This window comes from Paenibacillus sp. LjRoot153, assembly GCF_964253085.1.
Classification (GTDB): domain Bacteria; phylum Bacillota; class Bacilli; order Paenibacillales; family NBRC-103111; genus Paenibacillus_E.
Genome location: NZ_CAXUQH020000001.1, coordinates 4870829 through 4888858 on the forward strand (window position 1 = coordinate 4870829; position 18030 = coordinate 4888858).

The 18030-nt window shown below is 44.3% G+C and carries 15 protein-coding genes; 4 read left to right on the plus strand and 11 right to left on the minus strand.

Features of this window, described 5'->3' with window-relative positions:
- The first annotated feature begins 74 nt into the window (after positions 1-74).
- Together ACSQ8P_RS21110 and ACSQ8P_RS21115 are read left to right on the plus strand one after the other, a co-directional pair.
- Positions 75-398 carry an iron-sulfur cluster biosynthesis family protein gene (locus ACSQ8P_RS21110; RefSeq protein ID WP_436236979.1) on the plus strand — a complete coding sequence of 108 codons (324 nt, stop codon included), beginning with the start codon at positions 75-77 and terminating at the stop codon, positions 396-398.
- A 51-nt stretch (positions 399-449) separates the two neighbouring features.
- The gene (locus ACSQ8P_RS21115; protein ID WP_436236980.1) at positions 450-1028 is read left to right on the plus strand and encodes a beta-class carbonic anhydrase; all 579 of its coding nucleotides are present in this window, start codon (positions 450-452) and stop codon (positions 1026-1028) included.
- 54 nt (positions 1029-1082) lie between these two features.
- On the opposite strand, the gene ACSQ8P_RS21120 is transcribed toward ACSQ8P_RS21115, so the two are convergent.
- From ACSQ8P_RS21120 to ACSQ8P_RS21155, 8 genes are all read right to left on the minus strand, one after another.
- Complete coding sequence (locus tag ACSQ8P_RS21120; protein WP_436236981.1) at positions 1083-3221, minus strand: hypothetical protein; 2139 nt, start codon at positions 3219-3221, stop codon at positions 1083-1085.
- 24 nt (positions 3222-3245) lie between these two features.
- Positions 3246-4424: an ABC transporter permease gene (locus ACSQ8P_RS21125; protein WP_436236982.1), complete on the minus strand. Its 1179-nt coding sequence runs from the start codon at positions 4422-4424 to the stop codon at positions 3246-3248.
- A complete protein-coding gene (locus ACSQ8P_RS21130; protein ID WP_436236983.1) occupies positions 4421-5140 on the minus strand; it encodes an ABC transporter ATP-binding protein in 720 nt (239 codons plus the stop codon). The genes ACSQ8P_RS21125 and ACSQ8P_RS21130 overlap by 4 nt, the downstream gene beginning before the upstream one ends.
- Positions 5141-5167: 27 nt before the next feature.
- The gene (locus ACSQ8P_RS21135; RefSeq protein WP_436236984.1) at positions 5168-6913 is read right to left on the minus strand and encodes an efflux RND transporter periplasmic adaptor subunit; all 1746 of its coding nucleotides are present in this window, start codon (positions 6911-6913) and stop codon (positions 5168-5170) included.
- A gap of 42 nt (positions 6914-6955) precedes the next feature.
- Positions 6956-7570, minus strand: coding sequence for a hypothetical protein (locus tag ACSQ8P_RS21140; protein WP_436236985.1), 615 nt, complete (start codon positions 7568-7570; stop codon positions 6956-6958).
- Between the two features lie 74 nt (positions 7571-7644).
- On the minus strand, positions 7645-9120 hold the full coding sequence (locus ACSQ8P_RS21145; RefSeq protein ID WP_436236986.1) for an ATP-binding protein: 1476 nt from the start codon (positions 9118-9120) through the stop codon (positions 7645-7647).
- On the minus strand, positions 9113-9841 hold the full coding sequence (locus ACSQ8P_RS21150) for a response regulator transcription factor (RefSeq protein ID WP_436236987.1): 729 nt from the start codon (positions 9839-9841) through the stop codon (positions 9113-9115). Before ACSQ8P_RS21150 ends, ACSQ8P_RS21145 begins: the two co-directional genes overlap by 8 nt.
- Positions 9838-10371: a DUF309 domain-containing protein gene (locus ACSQ8P_RS21155; RefSeq protein WP_436236988.1), complete on the minus strand. Its 534-nt coding sequence runs from the start codon at positions 10369-10371 to the stop codon at positions 9838-9840. The genes ACSQ8P_RS21150 and ACSQ8P_RS21155 overlap by 4 nt, the downstream gene beginning before the upstream one ends.
- Before the next feature lie 176 nt (positions 10372-10547).
- Here ACSQ8P_RS21155 and ACSQ8P_RS21160 point away from each other — a divergent pair, with 176 nt between their 5' ends.
- Complete coding sequence (locus tag ACSQ8P_RS21160; protein ID WP_436236989.1) at positions 10548-12470, plus strand: glycosyl hydrolase family 18 protein; 1923 nt, start codon at positions 10548-10550, stop codon at positions 12468-12470.
- Positions 12471-13141: 671 nt separating this feature from the next.
- Positions 13142-13300: a DUF1540 domain-containing protein gene (locus ACSQ8P_RS21165; protein ID WP_082593545.1), complete on the plus strand. Its 159-nt coding sequence runs from the start codon at positions 13142-13144 to the stop codon at positions 13298-13300.
- A 135-nt stretch (positions 13301-13435) separates the two neighbouring features.
- On the opposite strand, the gene ACSQ8P_RS21170 is transcribed toward ACSQ8P_RS21165, so the two are convergent.
- The 3 genes from ACSQ8P_RS21170 to ACSQ8P_RS21180 form a co-directional block, all read right to left on the minus strand.
- A complete protein-coding gene (locus tag ACSQ8P_RS21170; protein ID WP_436236990.1) occupies positions 13436-15505 on the minus strand; it encodes a thioredoxin domain-containing protein in 2070 nt (689 codons plus the stop codon).
- A 378-nt stretch (positions 15506-15883) separates the two neighbouring features.
- A complete protein-coding gene (locus ACSQ8P_RS21175) occupies positions 15884-16930 on the minus strand; it encodes a Ger(x)C family spore germination protein (RefSeq protein WP_436236991.1) in 1047 nt (348 codons plus the stop codon).
- Between the two features lie 10 nt (positions 16931-16940).
- A complete protein-coding gene (locus ACSQ8P_RS21180) occupies positions 16941-18029 on the minus strand; it encodes a GerAB/ArcD/ProY family transporter (RefSeq protein WP_436236992.1) in 1089 nt (362 codons plus the stop codon).
- Between the last annotated feature and the right edge of the window lies 1 nt (position 18030).

The window sequence follows — 18030 nt, forward strand, 5'->3', positions numbered from 1 at the left end:
TAAATGTGGTAGAATAAGGACTAGTCTTAATTTAAAAGGCTGTTTGATGTGCAACTAAGTGAGGAGATGACCTTATGAACATTACATTTACCGATACAGCTAGACAACGATTAACGTCGTGGATGGATCAAAATAACACCTTGCTTAAACTCGTTTTTGATACAGAAGGCTGTGGCTGCTCCGTGAATGGTGTACCTACCTTGTGGTTGGTTTCTGCGGCAAATGCGGATGATATCTCCGCTGTTACTGATACGTTTCCTTTGATATATAAAGCGAAGGATGAGATCTTTTTCGAGGAGAACATGAAAATCGACTTCCATGAAGGCAATAAATCCTATATACTGAAGAGTAATAATCAGATTTACAATGCGGGTATGAGCTTAGTCGATAAACGATAAAGCTGCACAAACATAGACATGCAGCACATCAACTTACCTGGAGGGAATACCATGTCTTTAATTAATGAGATTTTAAACTACAACAAGGATTTCGTAGAAACGAAGCAATATCAAGAGTTCCTAACCACGAAATTTCCAGACAAGCGAATGGTTGTCATCACGTGTATGGATACGCGGCTTGTCGAATTACTTCCTAAGGCGATGAATCTTCATAATGGAGATGCCAAAATTATTAAAAATGCTGGCGCCATCGTCTCTCACCCCTTCGGCAGTCTTATGCGCAGTATTATTGTCGCTGTCTATCAGCTCGAGGCTGATGAAGTATTCGTCATCGGGCATTATGATTGCGGTATGACAGGACTCAATTCGGAAGTCGTCATTGCCAATGCAAAGGCCAGAGGCATCTCCGACGATGTCTTTGAAACACTGGGACATGCTGGTATTGACTTGAAGCGTTGGCTGACCGGCTTCAATCATGTTCGAGAGGGCATTGAGAAAAGCGTTAATATCATTAGGAATCATCCTTTACTTCCCAAAAATTTACCCGTACATGGTCTGATCATCGACCCAGAAACAGGTCGTTTAGATCTCGTAGATGCGGCGTACCCGCCTGCACCAGAGTTGTTATGAGAAAGAAAAAGAGTAGATCCAGTTCTAACTGGACCTACTCTTTTTTATTTGTCGTTATGGCTTAATCGTACGGATCAAGCGTTTTGCTTCACCATTCGGAGTAGAGATAACCTCATAAATGTTGAAATAGGAGCCTGTATTCAGTTGCTCAGATCTAATATTGGTAAATTCGAGGAACTGAACGCCAGACAATATTCTTTGCTGACCTGTAAAGGTCATTGGTTTGGAGCTCAGTAAGCGTCCTTCGGTATCTACGACCTCAAACACGAGTGAAGAGAAATTCGCATCTGTGATGACTTGTGCTTGGCGCTGAACATCTAGATCTAATCGCAAACGATAACTATAGGACCCATCTTTGCTATAGGTAGCGCTAAGTGAGTAGTCGTCGAAGTCGATCGTAAATGGATACACAGAAATTGGCCCCGTTGCAGGGATTGGCTGCACTTCCGTTTTAAATGAACCAACTGCCAAACGGTTCGTATCATAGAGATTTAGTGCAAGTTTATCTGCATCCTCACTATCTGGCACCATGTAAGAATAATTCAACACATAGCTCGTGTTTGGTGCAATGTTTTTGGCCACATTGGTTTGACGCACACCTGTATAGGTGTATCCATCTTCATTCGTCAGATCGGTTTGGAAATCAGGCAAAGCCAATGTTGTCTTGCTTTTATTCGTTAGTTTATACTTCGCAACTACCGTCTTATACCCGAAGTCTGTGTTCACACTCATCCCTAGCTCTACGAGCGACAAATCCATATTCGAATCGATGCTATTTGTCGAAGCTAGCTTAAATGGTTCGCCAATCTTATACGCTGACGCAGCAGCATAAGTTGTCGCTTCGCCAGCAACACCTGCACCTGCAAGTGAAGTCACGGAAACGGGCAGCGAGGCAACTTGCTTCGAACTATCCGTGTTACCTGCAGCACCTGTGCCTGTACTTGTGCCTGTTGTTGTAGTTGTGGAAGCAGCCGCGCTTTGCTTCTCCAGCACGACCAATTGTAAGGCTTCTGCACTTAGCGAAGCAGGTACGACACCTTGAAAATGGAACGTAGTCGACTCATTAGGCGATAAGTATGCGGAACGCACTGCATTATCACTCGATGTCACGCCTACATTTCCACGACTCGCCTGGAATTCACCAGTCAAGCTAGGAACTGTAACAATCCCATCACTTTCGTTCGTTAATGTCACATTCGCTTGCACATGTAACCCATCTGTTTGCTGAACAGCTGATGCCCATGTCGTAGATATAACTAGCCCGTTCAAAGCATCGTTCGCATCCGTATTCGGATATGCAGCTTTGTCACTAAGACGGCTAACTGCGAAAGATTTCGCTGCATTCAGAGTACCAAGAAGTGTCGTTTTCACTTTTCCTTTAGGTGAGAAAAGCAATGACAAGTGATTCGTATCCAGTGAAGCGGGAACAGCTGCTTGAAGCGTCAATGTCACAGGTTGTTCAGGAAGCAAGGCGCCTACGCTAGCAACAAATTGAGCGCCATACGTCAGCCCTTTACTATCTTGGAAATTGAGCTCTAGTCCGTCTGGCAGCTTCAAACTGGCACTGCTTTCGTTGGACAAAGTAAGATCCGTATATACCATCCATACACCATCTTTGTACACTTTATAGCTTTGTCCAAGTTTTGCTGAAACTAAAGCTTCTTCAGCCAGCGTAGTGTCAATCTCTTTTAAATTAATAACAACTTGTTGTTCCAAAGTCTGGCCTGCTTCTACCATCGCAGATTCAACAGAAAGCGCTCCGATATCTGAAGTAGCATTATCATTCCATTGAAAAATATCAACCTTCAAGTCAGACGGAGATAGATTGCTCGGAATTTCTGACGTAAACTTAAACGTTCCTGTCTCTCCTGCTTTCACTCGCGCAACGACCTTCTCATTGAGCTTCGCTGTATAGGTAATGCCATTCGTATCGATGACTTTAACACCATAGTTATTGAAATCTACAGTAGTGTTACTATGATTGTTCAAGCCTAATGAGAATCGAAGCGAACCATCATCTGCACCTACCGATAACGATACTTTATCTAAAGTAAAATAGACGGAATCACTGAGAAATACACCTTCCTTGCCAGCAAATGCTGAAGTTGCCAGTGGAAGTGTTAGGAAGCTTGCAGCAGTTAGCAATAAAGCTGAACGGCTGAGCAGTCGTTTCATCATACGTTGTTGGTTCACAGGGAGTCCTCCTTGTAGTTAAATTTAGTCTGAACGCAATGCGTCAATTGGACGAAGCTTAGATGCTTTGTTTGCCGGATATAAACCGAAAACCACTCCGACCAATACAGAGAATAAGAAGGAATAAAGGCCTACATCAAAGGAAAGACTTGTCGATTGCTTCGGACTAAAATAAGGCAAGGCATATGCGAATCCGATACCGAGGAGAAGTCCGATTAATCCACCCATTCCACTGATCACAACCGCTTCCACGAGGAATTGCAACAAGATATTGCGACGCTTAGCGCCAATTGATTTGCGAATCCCAATTTCACGTGTACGTTCACTTACCGTAACTAGCATAATATTCATGATCCCGATTCCCCCGACAAGCAAGGAAATCAAAGCAACCGCCACTAATTGATTCGTAAGTGTATTCGTTGCTTCAGTCCGTGCTTTCAACAGCTCGTCCTGATTCGTTAATACAAAGCCAGTATCGCTCTTGAACTTATAGGTCAAGTACTGCTTCATCGTCTCTTGGGCTGCATAAATATCGTCTTTCGTTGGTGCTTCTACATACGTCGTTCGTATTTGTCCCAGCTTGAATTGACGTCTAGCAGATTCTAACGGCACGATAACAGAGCTGTCTACGGAAGCTCCTCCAATGTTGGAACCCTTCTCCTTGAGTGTCCCGATAACGTTGAAAACAACACCATCAATGTTGATGTTTTCGCCAACTGGATTCAATGTCCCAAAAAATTTCTTCGTCACTTCACTGCCCAAAATAGCGACATTTGAACGAAATTCAAGGTCTGTCGGCGACAGGTTTCGACCTTTGTCGATTGTTGCTTTAATGATGTCGAAATAGCGGTCATTCGTTCCAAGCACGTTATATTTTTCTTGCGTGCGATCATATTTGATATTAGAGCCATTCTTTGACATCGTTGGAGCAATGGATTTGAATTCCGGGAAATTCTCGAAATTCATCAAATCATCATAGCTGAGCTGTGTCGCTCGCCCGTTCCCCGTCGCCGTTACCACGAGCAAATTCGTTCCCATGTTCTCGTATTGCTTCGCAATAGCCTCCGAAGTTCCTTGTCCGATGGAAACGAGTGTGACAACAGAGCTTACACCAATGATAACGCCTAGCATGGTCAGAAATGTACGCAGCGGACTTGAAATGATCGTCCGAAGCGACATCCGGATGAGTTCACTTACCTTCATACGCTCACCTCTTGCTGTCTCAGAGCTTTCTTCGCGTCATTTCGGTAATCATCCACGATGATTCCGTCACGAAGAGCAACGACACGTTTCGCATTGTCAGCGATATGATGATCATGCGTAATGAGAACAATCGTATTGCCTTGTGCGTTGAGCTGAAGAATTAGCTCCAGTACTTCTTCTCCAGTACGAGAGTCCAAAGCTCCGGTCGGCTCATCTGCCAGAATCAGTGAAGGTGAGATCGCCAATGCACGCGCAATGGCTACCCGCTGCTGCTGACCACCCGATAGCTCGCTTGGTCGGTGATGCCCTCGTTCGCCCATGCCGAGCATTTTCAACATGGCATTCGCACGTTCCTTACGCTCTTTCTTAGAAATACCAGCATAGATCATCGGGAGCTCAACGTTCTCCATAGCAGTTAATCGTGGAAGTAGATTAAATTGTTGGAAAATGAAGCCGATCTTCTGATTTCGCAGCTCAGCCAGAGCGTTATCACTCATATGCTCCGTTACGACGCCGTCCAACGTGTAACTGCCTGAAGTCGGTACATCCAACAAGCCGATCGTATTCATTAGCGTTGATTTGCCGGATCCACTCGGACCAATAATGGCAACGAAATCACCATCGGCAACAGATAACGATATGTTACGCAGAATGGGAAGATCTTCCTCACCGCGCCTATAGGTTTTCGTAATATCTTTCAGTTCAATGATATTCATCCAGCACTTGCTCCTTTCAGGGCAGCATTATCTGTTACCGGCACCTGCATTACCACCACCGGTAGTACGCTGTGCAGCACCGCCGCCAGCATTACCACCTGCTGCTCCGCCAGCACCGCCTGCTCCACCTTGCTGGAAGCCACCAGCTCCACCACCGCCAAAGCCCCCTGCACCGCCGCCTTGCTGGAATTGCTGTCTTAAGCGATTAATCTCGTCTTGACTTAAATTTTGCTGTCTTCTCACAGCCGCAGGCAAAACGACTTTATCGCCTTCTTTAAGACCTTCGGTGATCTCAATTTGTGTTGTGGAACGAATACCAATTTTCACTTCATGTTCTGGTTCTGATGTTCCATCCGCTTTCTTCACCGTTACAACACGTTTACCACGTTGCAGCTGAAGCGCTTCTGGCGGGATATACAGGACATCTTTCTTATCCTGAATCAAAATTTCGCCTGTTGCCGTCATGCCATATTTCAACAGATTATCTTTATTTTCTGTGGCCAGGATAACATCATAGAACGTTACACCGTTCGTTGTTGTACCAACTGTAGATACTTGTGTCACTTCTGCTGGGAAATTGCGTCCTGGGAAAGAGTCAACCTTAATTTCCGCTTTCATTCCTACTTTAATATTAGGTAAGTCTAGCTCATCCACTTGGACTGGGAGCTGCATTTTGGCAAAACTTGCTACCGTACCAAACTGCGTACCGCTTGAAACCCTTGTTCCCGGTCGGAAGTTGCTAAGAATATCCACTTTTTTATTCACGAAATCTGTTGAGAATACACCATCGAAAGGAGCAAGAATTTTCAATGCGGTTACGCGATCTTGTGCCGCATCAACTTTCAACTTCTGACGCTCTAGCGCAGCTTGTGCCGTAGTTATATCATCGTCTAAGGTATCATTCAGGAAGGAGGCAAGCAGATCACCTTGATGTACAATCACACCTGTTTTGAAAGGCAATGCGGAGATACTGCCCGTCGTTCCTGCAAGTACTGTAGCAACCTGTACGTACTGAAGTGTTGCTTTTCCTTGCGAATCAACTGAACGTCCGCCAATAGTCGCAGATCCCATTGCATTCAAACCTGCATCCATGGAATTGTCATTCTTAATTTGAATATCGATATCGACAAGCTTACCACCTTTACCATCCGATTTCGGATCTTTAGAAATGGCTGCTATTGTTCCTGTTTTGGTGATCATGAAGCCATCAACCGTTATGTCTATGGTATCGCCTTTATGTAGTTGTGCAGCATCCTCCACAAAAAATGGCAAGGTAACTGTTAGCGTACTTGCATCGCCAATCGTAGCGATTTTCGTCGATTTATTAATCGTTGCGCCTACATCAATATTGGCGTACGTTAATTTCCCGCTAATTGGCGCACTAACGCCTGTTATTCCTCTTTGTTGTTGCTTCGTGTTCAAATCTTTCTCCAATTGTTCATAAGTCACTTTGGCATCTTGAAGATCGTTTTCCAAGTTTGAGCTTGTCAGCTCGATAAGAACATCTCCCGCTTTAACCGCTTGATTACGTGTTAGGTTAATCGATTTGATGCTAGCATTTTCCGTAGAGGAAATGGTCTGAGTATCTTTCGGCTCAAATTGAGCTGTTCCCGAAACAGAGGAGCGAATGTTCCCTTTTTTGACATCGACCGTAACTTCTTTCGTCTCTGCTGATTTCGTTTTCTTCCCTTTTGCTAGATATGCATAGGAACCACCAGCACAAACGAGAATTGCAACAATCAAGATGAACCATTTACTGCGAAAAAATTTCATTCTGTTACTTCCCCCTTAGCATTTGTACACTTGAACACGACCTTACAACTTCGAGACCAGCAATTCGATTAATTGCTGTTCAACACTGGTACCCATTCCTCGTGTTTCCAGAGATGGCACAACATTGTTTACATGCTCTGTTACACCAGCTTCAACCCGCTGCTCAGACTTCCTCCTCTTTTCGAAAGCGTTTACAAATCGTTCCCTCTCCGCCGCCGATAACGCTTCCCTGTGAGTTCTCACTCGTTCTGCGATACGCTGCTTCAATTGCTTCGATTGTTCATCCAGATATGCTTTCTGCTCATTCGTTAACACTTGGATGACTGCTTTTCGTTCGGATTCGTCAATGCTGCCTTCTACATCACATTTGCGAATGATGGGCAAAATAGATCGAGATTGCTCTGCAGTCAATGCTAATAACGGTTGTCGATCCATCACGACTAACCCTTGAAATAGCATAACCAGCCGCTGTTCTGTTACATTCTGTACATCATCTTCAGCCATAGGGAGCTCATGCGAGACTTCAACCTTAGCAGGCATAGTCGGGTTCACAGTTGCAGAGGATCCAGCTTGTCCAATACCCTGTCCGGTACAACCGACTAATAAGAAGGTCGTGAGGATTACACACAGCAAACTATTGCGTGTACTACTGCTCAACCAACATACACCTCCACAAAAAAAACCTATCCATCAGCAACAGGATAGGCGATAATTGTGTATGAAGTATGATACTATTGTGACAATTTTGTGAACGTTTTTAAATTCCTAGGAAAAACGATGCGAAATTCGGTACCTTCCCCAATTCTGGAGCGAGCTCCAATGGTACCTTTCATCCCCGTGACAAGATGTTTCACAATGGTAAGTCCTAATCCTGTTCCCGAAATAGCATCCGAATTGGACGTTCTAGCTTCATCAGCTTTATAGAATCGGTCCCAGATTCGTGATAATTCAGAATCTGTCATCCCTGTCCCTGTATCTCTAATATACAGATGGACTTCTTTCTCATGCTCTTCTAATGCGACAGTTAAAGTCCCCCCATCTGGGGTGAATTTCAACGAATTGTACATTAAATTACGAATGATTTGGGCAAAGCGATCTGGGTCTAACTGTACATAACAACCATCTGCATGCTCGTCAGGTAAAATGAGATGTAGTGAAATGTTCTTCTCCACAATAGCAGGCTTCAATAGTTCGAGTGAGTCCTCTACTAATTCGATGATGTCAACAGGACGTAATCGAAAAACATCCACCCCATTTTGAATCTGAGCAAGATCCAGAAGATCTGTTACAAGTCGTTGCAAACGCTGTACCTCTTGATCACAAATATGTAAATAATGCGGGTACTTCTCTTGAGGAATAATATGATCATTCATGGCAACGATGAAACCACGCAAGGATGTCAAAGGTGATCTGAGCTCATGAGAGACATTAGCCAGAAACTCTTGCCTCGTCTCCTCCCACTCCTCCAATTTTTCCACCATGAAGTTAAAGCTTCTAGCCAGCTGCCCAACTTCATCTTGTGAATTGACAGGTACACGCGTCTTGAAATCCCCATGAGCCAATTCTAAAGCCGCACGATTCATTTGTTGCAGCGGCCCTGCGAGTTTACGGGAAACAACGAACAGGATAATGCCAACTGCGATGAGAGAAAACAGCAAAGGTAACCAAAGGTTCAGACGCACTGCCGATATGACCTCACGAATATCACCTGCAGGGAAATGAAGAATAATGACCATCGGCTGTTCATTTAATTGATAGGGCGCATAGAAAGCGAATAAATTTCTATTCCCTTCCGGCGTTTCCAGACTAATCATGCTATGCCCTGTATGGCCATGCAAGCCATCAATATACAAAGCATCCATCTGCTTCGGAATCGCTCTTCCTTCACTATCCGATGAGCCGTTAGCTATGTTGCCATACTCATCTACGAGCCAGACTTGTCCGTTAATACTTCTCGCCAAAATCCGAACGGTATATTTCAACTCACGGATCGAAATGGTGCCATCTTGAACCGAATTCAATAATCCGGTAATTTCCGTATTTCTTTTTTCAAGAAGCTCAATCTTATCCTTGTAAAAAAGATCCGTAAAATAATAATTCCAAAATACGAAAAGCCCAATAAAAAAAAGTACACAGGTCGCGAGAAAAGAGAGGAAAATTTTAATATATAAGCTATTGTATTTCCCCATGACCCATCGCTTAAACATGCTGAACAACCTCAAACGAGTACCCAATCCCCCAAAGGGTTTGAATATTCCAAGTCTCATGCTGGCCTAACTTCTTCCTGAGGTTTTTCACATGCGCATCCACGGTGCGTGTGCCCCCCGTAAAATCAAAATTCCACACATACCCTAGTAAATCTTCACGTGTAAACACGCGACCTGGGTTGCTCATTAAGAAAAACAAAAGTTCAATCTCCTTAGGAGTTAATTCAATACGATTACCTTCAACTGTTACACGATACTGCTCTAAGTCGATCATAATATTACCCATTTCCAACCATTTACGAGGCGAGCTTTGCGGCCCAGACATTTCAGCAGGCAATTGCATAGTTCTCCGAAGTACTGCCTTAATACGTGCAATTAGCTCGTTCGGGTCAAAGGGCTTCACTAAATAATCGTCTACACCCAAATTAAAACCTCTCAACTTGTCCAGGGACTCCCCTTTCGCAGATAAGAAAATAATCGGCGTATGATGAAAGGGAGCATCCATTTTTCGAATTTGCTCACACAACTCGTAACCTGAAATATCAGGCAGCATAATATCAAGCAGCACTAAGCTCGGTCTCTCATTTAAGATGGTTTTGAGTACGTTACCGCCGCGAAACAATTGTATGGCTTCATAATTCGAATGCTCCAAATATAACTTAACAACCTCAGAAATATTGGGTTCATCTTCAACGACTAGAATTTTACCTTCCGAATTCATCGGTTATCACCTAATTCCTTTCGAATGACTTGTTGTCTCGCTCGCTCTTCAATCACTTCGGACCGATCTCTTCGCGTGTGCTTATGAATAATCATCTCATCGGTCATCGGACTTGGCGTTTGCCAGCTCCACCCTTTAAGCTGACATAATTCTAAACACAAATTCAACAACTCAGGGTCAGATATAGGCAAATTCATATCTACAAATAGATAGTTCTCAGTACCGATCGTTTGCCAAGCCTGCGCGATTCTTGCTTGCAGCTCCACATCGTCCAGCCCCAACGTGCGAACATCCTCCGCTTGGAGGTTTTTCGCTGCACTTTGCAGCATTTTCACAGCACCCGCGTAATTCCCTCTTCGGCTATGATACATCCCTACGGCTATTTGAATAAGCCCAACATACGTTAATCTTGCTGGATCCTTGGGATGCTCTTTCCAATACTCTTCCATGACTTCATGACATTCGAAATAATCCCGCGCTCCGTGAAAATAACATAAATAATCGGTGTATGCCTCTGGATATTGCGTCATTTGTAATCCCCTCACCTTAAGTTCATCACGGTAAACCAATATCTCTCATGTTACTAAAAAGTCAGGTCATCGTCCAATTTCGCGCGATCATCCATGAACTTCCAACTAGTCGAAAGCGCAACCAATCTACTAGTTCATGCGTCCAATAGAGTAGTTTACTAGAAAGAGGCGAATGAATGAAAATAGGAAAATGGTTACTTAGCGGTACTTTACTTCTCTCAATGACGATACCTTCCACTGTTCTTGCAGCTAGCAATAGTCCTTCCAGCATAGACAAAACGACGAAATACCGCGTCTACCAGTACAATCAGGTGCTTATGGAATTTGCAACGTATGCACAGGCAGAAGCGTATGCCAAATGGTTTTCGAATAGCCACGTAGAAGAAATAGGTACGCGTACTTGGGTTTGGAGCAATCTCCCGCGTTATCAAGTTTATCAGCAAGATATTACTTTGCCGGAGTGGCAATTCGCCACACTGAATGAGGCCATCGCAGAAGCCAAGAAATGGACAAATGCGAGTGTGCGGGATTTGCAGTCCACGGGCTGGGTTTGGAACAATTACGCTCGTTATCAACTCTATCAAAATGAAATCACACTGGATTCGTGGAAGTTTACGAGTCTCACAGACGCCATTGCGGAAGCCAAAAAGTGGGGAAATGCGCATATTATCGATTTGAACTCGAACGGATGGGTATGGGATAACATCCCCCAAGCCGTTAAAGAGGCAAATAGCGCGGGTAGTGTAGTATACAATGTTTATCAAGGAACGTTCTCAGCTCCAAATTGGGGATTTGCGTCCTTAGAGGATGCGATTCATGAAGCGCTCAAATGGGGAAACTCCACAGTCGTTAATAGGAACACCAAACAAACGGTTTACAGCAATCTTAAACAATATAAAGTTTTTCAAAATAACGCTTTTCTTCAGGAATTCACATCCATAGATGAAGCCATTAGTTATGCAAAGCTATGGGGACACAGCACCATTTACCGGGAAGGACGTAAAATTTGGAATAACTATGCCTCTTATCAAGTGTATCAGAGCGCCAATCTGATTGGTGAATTCCGAACCTTACCAGAAGCATTATCCTATGGGAAACTGTACAGTAATGCTTCGATTCAAACGTTAGAGAATCGTACACTTTGGGATAATTTCAAAAAGCTGCAAGTCTGGGGTTGGAACGGCAGCTCAGGCGCAGAGGTTATTAAAGCTCATGTATCGAATACGATTGGACTTGATGTCGATTCTCCTTCTTATTTCGAGTTGGCAGATAACACAGGTAATCTGAAGGATACGTCAAATGCTGACACGGTCAAATGGTTACAAAGAAGCGGATACACCGTATATCCATTGGTTAGCAATCAATTCAGCTCTACCTTAACTACGCAATTCCTTGCAGACAGCGCTGCGCAAGATAAGTTCATTACGGCTTTGGTTAACCGCTCTGTGCAATTAGGTGTTCCAGGGATCAATGTGGATTTCGAAAGCTTAGCGGGTTCTGATCGTAATGCATTTACGGCGTTTATTTCAAAATTGTCAACCGCTGCGCATGCGAAAGGTTTAGTCATTTCCATTGATTTACCGCGCGGCAGTGTGAAATGGAATCATCTTTCCGCTTTTGATCATGAGAAGCTTGGTGGTATTGTCGATTACATGGTGATCATGGCCTACGATCAGTACTGGAAAGGAAGCACCTCACCTGGTTCGGTCGCTGGCATTCCTTGGGCCGATGGCGGCGTTCAAGAGTTCCTATCCTACGGCATTCCGCGAGATAAAATCATTCTGGGCATCCCGTATTATGTACGCGAATGGCAGTTGGATTCTAAAGGCGCTTTAGTCGGGAATCGCACTGTTCTCATGAAAGATATTCCTGCGCTTATGTCTTCCAAATCGACCACACAAACGTGGGACAACGAATTTGGGCAATATCGGGTCGAATACAAGGAGAATGGCTACACGTATGTATTCTGGTTGGAGAACCAAGCAACCGTTACGGCTCGTATGGACATTGCTAAGAAGTACGATATCGCTGGTGTCGCCGCTTGGCGCTTAGGCTATGATACACCGGATCTGTGGCAGGCTGTGTTGCAGAAGAAGTAGGTAAGAAGACAAAAAAACTGATAGGTAAGAAGACAAAAAACCTGAGCTGAGGACATCGTCCTTGGTCTCAGGTTTTTTCTGATAAGCCCTACTTGATCTAGATGAGCCCCAACTGGCTGAACGTCGTTTCCGTACCGCAATCCGCGCAGTACTTGGCATCAGCCTTATTAACCTTATAGCACCCCTTGTGCATAAGGGATTTCTCTTTGGTGCATTTGTTCTTGAGCGGTGCCCCGCAGCGTATGCAGTACCTGTCTTCCTTCACGGCAACGTATTTGCATCTGACACAGGTCTGCAGCTCATTCTTCTCGGCCATATCTTCATCCCCTTGAAGTTCGTTGATGCGCTACTTCAAGTATATTCGGACTCGTGCTCTCCGTGTTCCACTTCAATTCCGGCAGTAATAATTACTAAGGGAACGAGAGTGCGCTATTGCAGAAGAATAGCCATTTCGGAGGATAAAAGGGAATGTGGTTACTCTATTCTTATGATTTTGAGGTGTTAAGGCATGTTGTTGGATAAATAAGGGAATGACGTTCCCTTTACGCTTAAAATCAACGCTTTTCGTGCAAATAGGGGATCTACGTTCCCTATCCTGAAGTATTTTTAGCGCTATGTATAAAAAGAGGCCTCTTTCGCCCACCCTATGACGTAAAGGAGGTGAAAGAGACATGGCAAAAGATGTAATGTGTGAAGTGAATTCCTGTAAATACTGGGCAAATGAGAACAAATGCAAAGCTAGCTCGATTTCAATCGTGAGCCACCACGGTAGTGATCAAGCGCGCAATTCAGAAGAAACGGATTGTAAAACATTTGAATCCAAGGTTTAGTTCATCTTCTACAGTGTGAGTTTGAAAAGAGGCCTTCGGGCCTCTTTTTATGTTTCTACTACTATTGTAACCAATAATGATAATTATTATCAGTCGTTGGAAGAGAGATTTTTTGAATGTAGGAATTTTCTTATGTTAGGAGAGATTTTCGAGATCCTCCACATCTTGTGTCGGTGCTTGGCACGCAAAGTTCTCACATACATATGCCGTTGCTCGGCCGCCAAGCGGCAGCTTATCTTGTACCAGCGGAATCAGCTGGCGCACCTCTTCGCCTGCCGCTCCCGGCGGGTGAAGAACCAGCAGCGCATTCGGCAGGTACTGCCGCTGCACCGTGCGCAGCATGTGCTGTGTCTCGGGCTTCGCCGGGTCGCCGGAGATCACGATTTCGCTGGCTGCGCCATATGCGAAATCAAGCGCGGCCAGCGTCAGCGCGTGGCCCGGCGGGTACTTGCTGACAGCTCCAGCGAATGCCTGGAGCTGCTCTTCCGCTGCCTGCGACAGCTTCGCGTTGTAGGTCAGCCTGGACAGCCGCAGCATATTGAGCGCGGCCGCTCCATTCCCCGACGGCATCGCGCCGTCGTAGATCTCTTTGGGGCGGGTGAGCAGCTGCTCGGCATCGCTGCCGTAGAAGAAGAGCCCGCCCCTCGCTTCGTCTCCGAAGAGACGAAGCATCTCTGCGTTCAGCTGGACCGCTTCACGGAGAAAGCGCAGCTCGAACGTGGTCTCGTACAGCTCGATCAGTCCCCATACGAGGAACGCGTAGTCGTCCACGTAGCCCAGGAACGCCGCTTCGCCATCGCGATAGCGAGCGAGCAAGCGCCCATCTTCGCGGCGCAGCTCGCGAAGAATGAATTCCGCGGCCTTCGTAGCGGCGTCCGCATACGAAGGCTTGTCCAATGCGCGTGCGGCCTTGGACAGCGCAGCAATCATCAGACCGTTCCACGCCGTCAGAATTTTATCATCCTTGCCCGGATGGATCCGCTTTTCGCGGTACGCGAAAAGCTTGACGCGGGCAGCATCCAACCGCTGCTTCAGCTCATCCTGAGGGATTTGCTTCCGCCTCGCCCAAGACGCCAGTGTCGTGTCGAGCAGATTCGGTATATTTTTACCCTCAAAATTCCCCGACTCCGTCAAACCGTAGATCTCGCTATAGAGATCTCCCTCATCAATGCCCAGCACGTCCTCAACTTCGTCCATCGTCCAGACGTAGAACTTGCCCTCCTCGCCTTCCGAATCAGCATCTTCAGCGGAATAGAATGCGCCACCTTCGTCCGTCATATCACGAAGAACATAGGTAATAATTTGCTCAGCAACCTCGGCATATTGATCTTTCCCAGTCACCTGATACGCCTCAATATACGTCATCACCAGTAGAGCGTTATCATATAGCATTTTCTCGAAATGCGGCACTAACCACTGGGCATCAACAGAATATCTAGAGAAACCAAACCCAACGTGATCATAAATCCCCCCACGGTGCATAGCATCAAGCGTCTTTTCAACCATTTCAAGTGCCTGCTCATTCCCAGTCTTCTTATAGTATCTGAGTAGGAATGATAAATTGTGTGAGGTAGGAAACTTTGGAAACGTACCAAAGCCACTATACTCGGCGTCGAAATTGGACGCATATAAGCGATATGCTTCATGTAAGGTTTCTTCTGTCAACATGCCGCCAGTTTGATTCTCAAGCAACCTCTGATTCGTTTCAAAAGTCACTTGCTCACCGAGCTCACGAACTCGCTCAGGATCCTCCCTCCACTTTCCTGCAAGCTGTGCGATGATCTCAACCAACCCTGCTCGATTATATTTGCGGCTGCGTGGAAAATAAGTCCCTGCGAAGAATGGCTTCTTCTCTGGTGTTAGGAACACCGTCAGCGGCCAGCCGCCTTGTCCGGTCATCGCTTGACACACCGCCATGTAGATATGATCGATATCTGGACGCTCTTCCCGGTCCACTTTGATCGAGATGAAGTCTTTGTTTAACATTTTGGCAATGGTTTCGTCTTCGAACGATTCGTGTGCCATGACGTGGCACCAATGGCAAGTGCTGTACCCGATCGATAAGAACACAGGCTTATTCTCCTGCTTCGCTTTTTCAAAAGCCTCTTCGGACCATGGGAACCAGTCGACCGGGTTGTTGGCGTGTTGCAGCAAGTACGGCGAATTTTCGTTGGCTAATCTATTTTGTTTATTGTGAGTTGTCATGAGGCATCACCTCCTAGAGTATTTTCCTTTATCGCGAATACCCGCATTCCAGTAGTAATTTCCCAAGCCCAAATAACATTTACATTCTTCATCAAGATGACCTGGATGCTCTTGAAATACAGATAGTGCTTCTAAACACAACGAAAGTGACCGCTCCAATTCACCTTTTTGATAACTGTCTTATTTTTGAAAAGGCGATCCCAGCCTAATGCATAAAGCGTATTCATATGTTCCCGTTTATCTTGAGTTTGGATTGTCATGTCGGATATCCTTTATTAATAATCTATTTTGATGATAGGTCAAGTTTAACATACGAAATAGATACAAAATAGAAGCTGCGAATAATTCGCAGCCTCTCTGTTTTCTACCGTTATTAATTTATGTATCCTTCAAATTCCCCGTGTTTCGAATCGTGGTTGAGACTTGCAAATCGATTTTCAAATTTTTAAAATACTCGGCATGCCATTCTTCCAGTTGGGTTCGCGTTAATTCATTCCGAAAATGTTGTCCAACTCCCAGAACATCTGCTCCGCCTAGCTTAATTTTTTCAAATAAATGCTCGAACCGTTCCAGAACCAGCTTGTTCAGATCTGACTTGATGGAATCTAGCGAAGGATTACCCTTCGTATCCAATAAGATTACTTTTAAGCTTAGCTTACTTTTCAATAGAGCTTGGTTATTAACGAAAAAACTTCTATGCTTCAGATGGTTACTTACAATTTGAATTGTACCCTTTCCCATCACTTCGATTTTCCCCTGCGTGTTCTTCCCATTAAATACATTGATGAGTAAGGTTTCTTCATTATTGAGTCGCCCCACCATTTTGCCATTCTTCATGATGGCCGAACCTGTGCTTTCAATCGCTGTTGTATTTCCTGATTTGATAATAGGGATAACCACATCGTTGGTAAAAGAATGGATGCTTCTGAAAATTTTCCACGTTTGCGTGTAAGCAATTTCAGGACTCAACCCACTATTGCGCTGAAAAAAGTCATAAATTAGGGTTCCATCATTTGAATTTTTGTCCATTTTTTCAAAAAATCGATCTGGCGATTCATCACAGATAACGAACAGTGTTTTCGGAGAGACATGTCTAGAACGAATAAGGCTTGACACACCGTCATTTAAACCGTGTTTGGCAAACTCTTTATCGACAAGGATGATTTTCAAATGAAGCAGATCAATTTCGCTTTCCATATTCATACTAATTTTGTCAATGATATTGTTGATTGTGTCGCCACTCTCTGAAACGACTTGTATCTTGTCTGTTTCACTTACTTTTGGAATATCGAGATACACCGTATATTGCCCTTGATTGTATGAAACCCCCATAGCGATCGGTAAAGAACGATGATTGATATCCTTGTTATCCCAACAGCCGCTAAGAATAAAAAGTAAGAGTGTTGCAACAATCCATTTCAGCATATTCTTCACTTCAACTCTCTCTGACATGTTTTTGATGTTGATACCCCGCTATGAAAATGACAGTCGGAACAACTATTGCAACATACAACCGAAGAAATGAATTCCACTTCAGCAGCAATTCAACATGACCCCAGTCAGGAATGAATAAGCATATCAGGAACACGGCAATTGAAATGGCAGAAATAAGATACTGATTTTTCATTTTTTTTGCTCGAGACTTTATTAAGCATGCGATCTGCCAGAGGGTCATTGCGATAAAAAGAAGGACAAACGCAATTTGACTCAGCAGGAAAAAAATCGTAATCCTATCAAACATGAGCCAGTTGATTTCTATCGTATCAATCGTGAAAATGAAGGGGAATGCCAGCTGACGGGCGGTTTCTTCCCCTAATGTCACAATAGGAATATAAACCGAAAGCAGGAAAAAAATGAAAACGATAATGCTGCTCAAGTAAATGGTTTTGGGTTTATACGTGATATAAGAAGGAATAAAGCCCAGAAATAAAAATCCTCCCGCGAATGCAAACAAGCTTTTATAATAGGAAAAATCGGTGAGAAATGCGAATAGTTTGGAACGATCCTTGGGGATCAGTGGGAGTGCATAGTTCAAATCGATGCTTTGAAGAGATGCGAACATGACAAATAGCATGGGAGGAAGAAATAGGACAGCTAAAAGAAGTCCCGCTCTTAATAGTGATCTTACTCCACCATGGATGACCATAAATGCGGGAATCCCCAGCAACATACACATAAGAATCCAGATTGGAGTGTCTGCTAGAAAAACAATCGAAATGATTTCGGCATAAGCCCTCACTGTAATTATGGTAATCAGTGAAAGATAAAGAAAAACCGGAAGAAGCGTTAACCACATGATTAGTTTATTCTTGTTGATCAGTACTTGATGGATATTCTGATTCTTAAAATAACTAAGCCCCTTCAGATAAATAAAAATGACGGTAATATGGACTAAATAACCTAACCCTACAGGTATCCAATAGGCTTCACGTGTACTCGCTAAGATATCCGTCGGATACATAAAGAATATCAACCCTAAATGGGTTATGATGTAAATAACTACAACTTGTAAGTTTCTAAACATG

Coding starts and splice junctions, on each gene's coding strand:
- ACSQ8P_RS21110 (WP_436236979.1), top strand. CDS start 75: ATGAACATTACATTTACCGATACAGCTAGACAACGATTAACGTCGTGG.
- ACSQ8P_RS21115 (WP_436236980.1), top strand. CDS start 450: ATGTCTTTAATTAATGAGATTTTAAACTACAACAAGGATTTCGTAGAA.
- ACSQ8P_RS21125 (WP_436236982.1), bottom strand. CDS start 4,424: ATGAAGGTAAGTGAACTCATCCGGATGTCGCTTCGGACGATCATTTCA.
- ACSQ8P_RS21130 (WP_436236983.1), bottom strand. CDS start 5,140: ATGAATATCATTGAACTGAAAGATATTACGAAAACCTATAGGCGCGGT.
- ACSQ8P_RS21135 (WP_436236984.1), bottom strand. CDS start 6,913: ATGAAATTTTTTCGCAGTAAATGGTTCATCTTGATTGTTGCAATTCTC.
- ACSQ8P_RS21145 (WP_436236986.1), bottom strand. CDS start 9,120: ATGTTTAAGCGATGGGTCATGGGGAAATACAATAGCTTATATATTAAA.
- ACSQ8P_RS21150 (WP_436236987.1), bottom strand. CDS start 9,841: ATGAATTCGGAAGGTAAAATTCTAGTCGTTGAAGATGAACCCAATATT.
- ACSQ8P_RS21155 (WP_436236988.1), bottom strand. CDS start 10,371: ATGACGCAATATCCAGAGGCATACACCGATTATTTATGTTATTTTCAC.
- ACSQ8P_RS21160 (WP_436236989.1), top strand. CDS start 10,548: ATGAAAATAGGAAAATGGTTACTTAGCGGTACTTTACTTCTCTCAATG.
- ACSQ8P_RS21165 (WP_082593545.1), top strand. CDS start 13,142: ATGGCAAAAGATGTAATGTGTGAAGTGAATTCCTGTAAATACTGGGCA.
- ACSQ8P_RS21170 (WP_436236990.1), bottom strand. CDS start 15,505: ATGACAACTCACAATAAACAAAATAGATTAGCCAACGAAAATTCGCCG.
- ACSQ8P_RS21175 (WP_436236991.1), bottom strand. CDS start 16,930: ATGCTGAAATGGATTGTTGCAACACTCTTACTTTTTATTCTTAGCGGC.
- ACSQ8P_RS21180 (WP_436236992.1), bottom strand. CDS start 18,029: ATGTTTAGAAACTTACAAGTTGTAGTTATTTACATCATAACCCATTTA.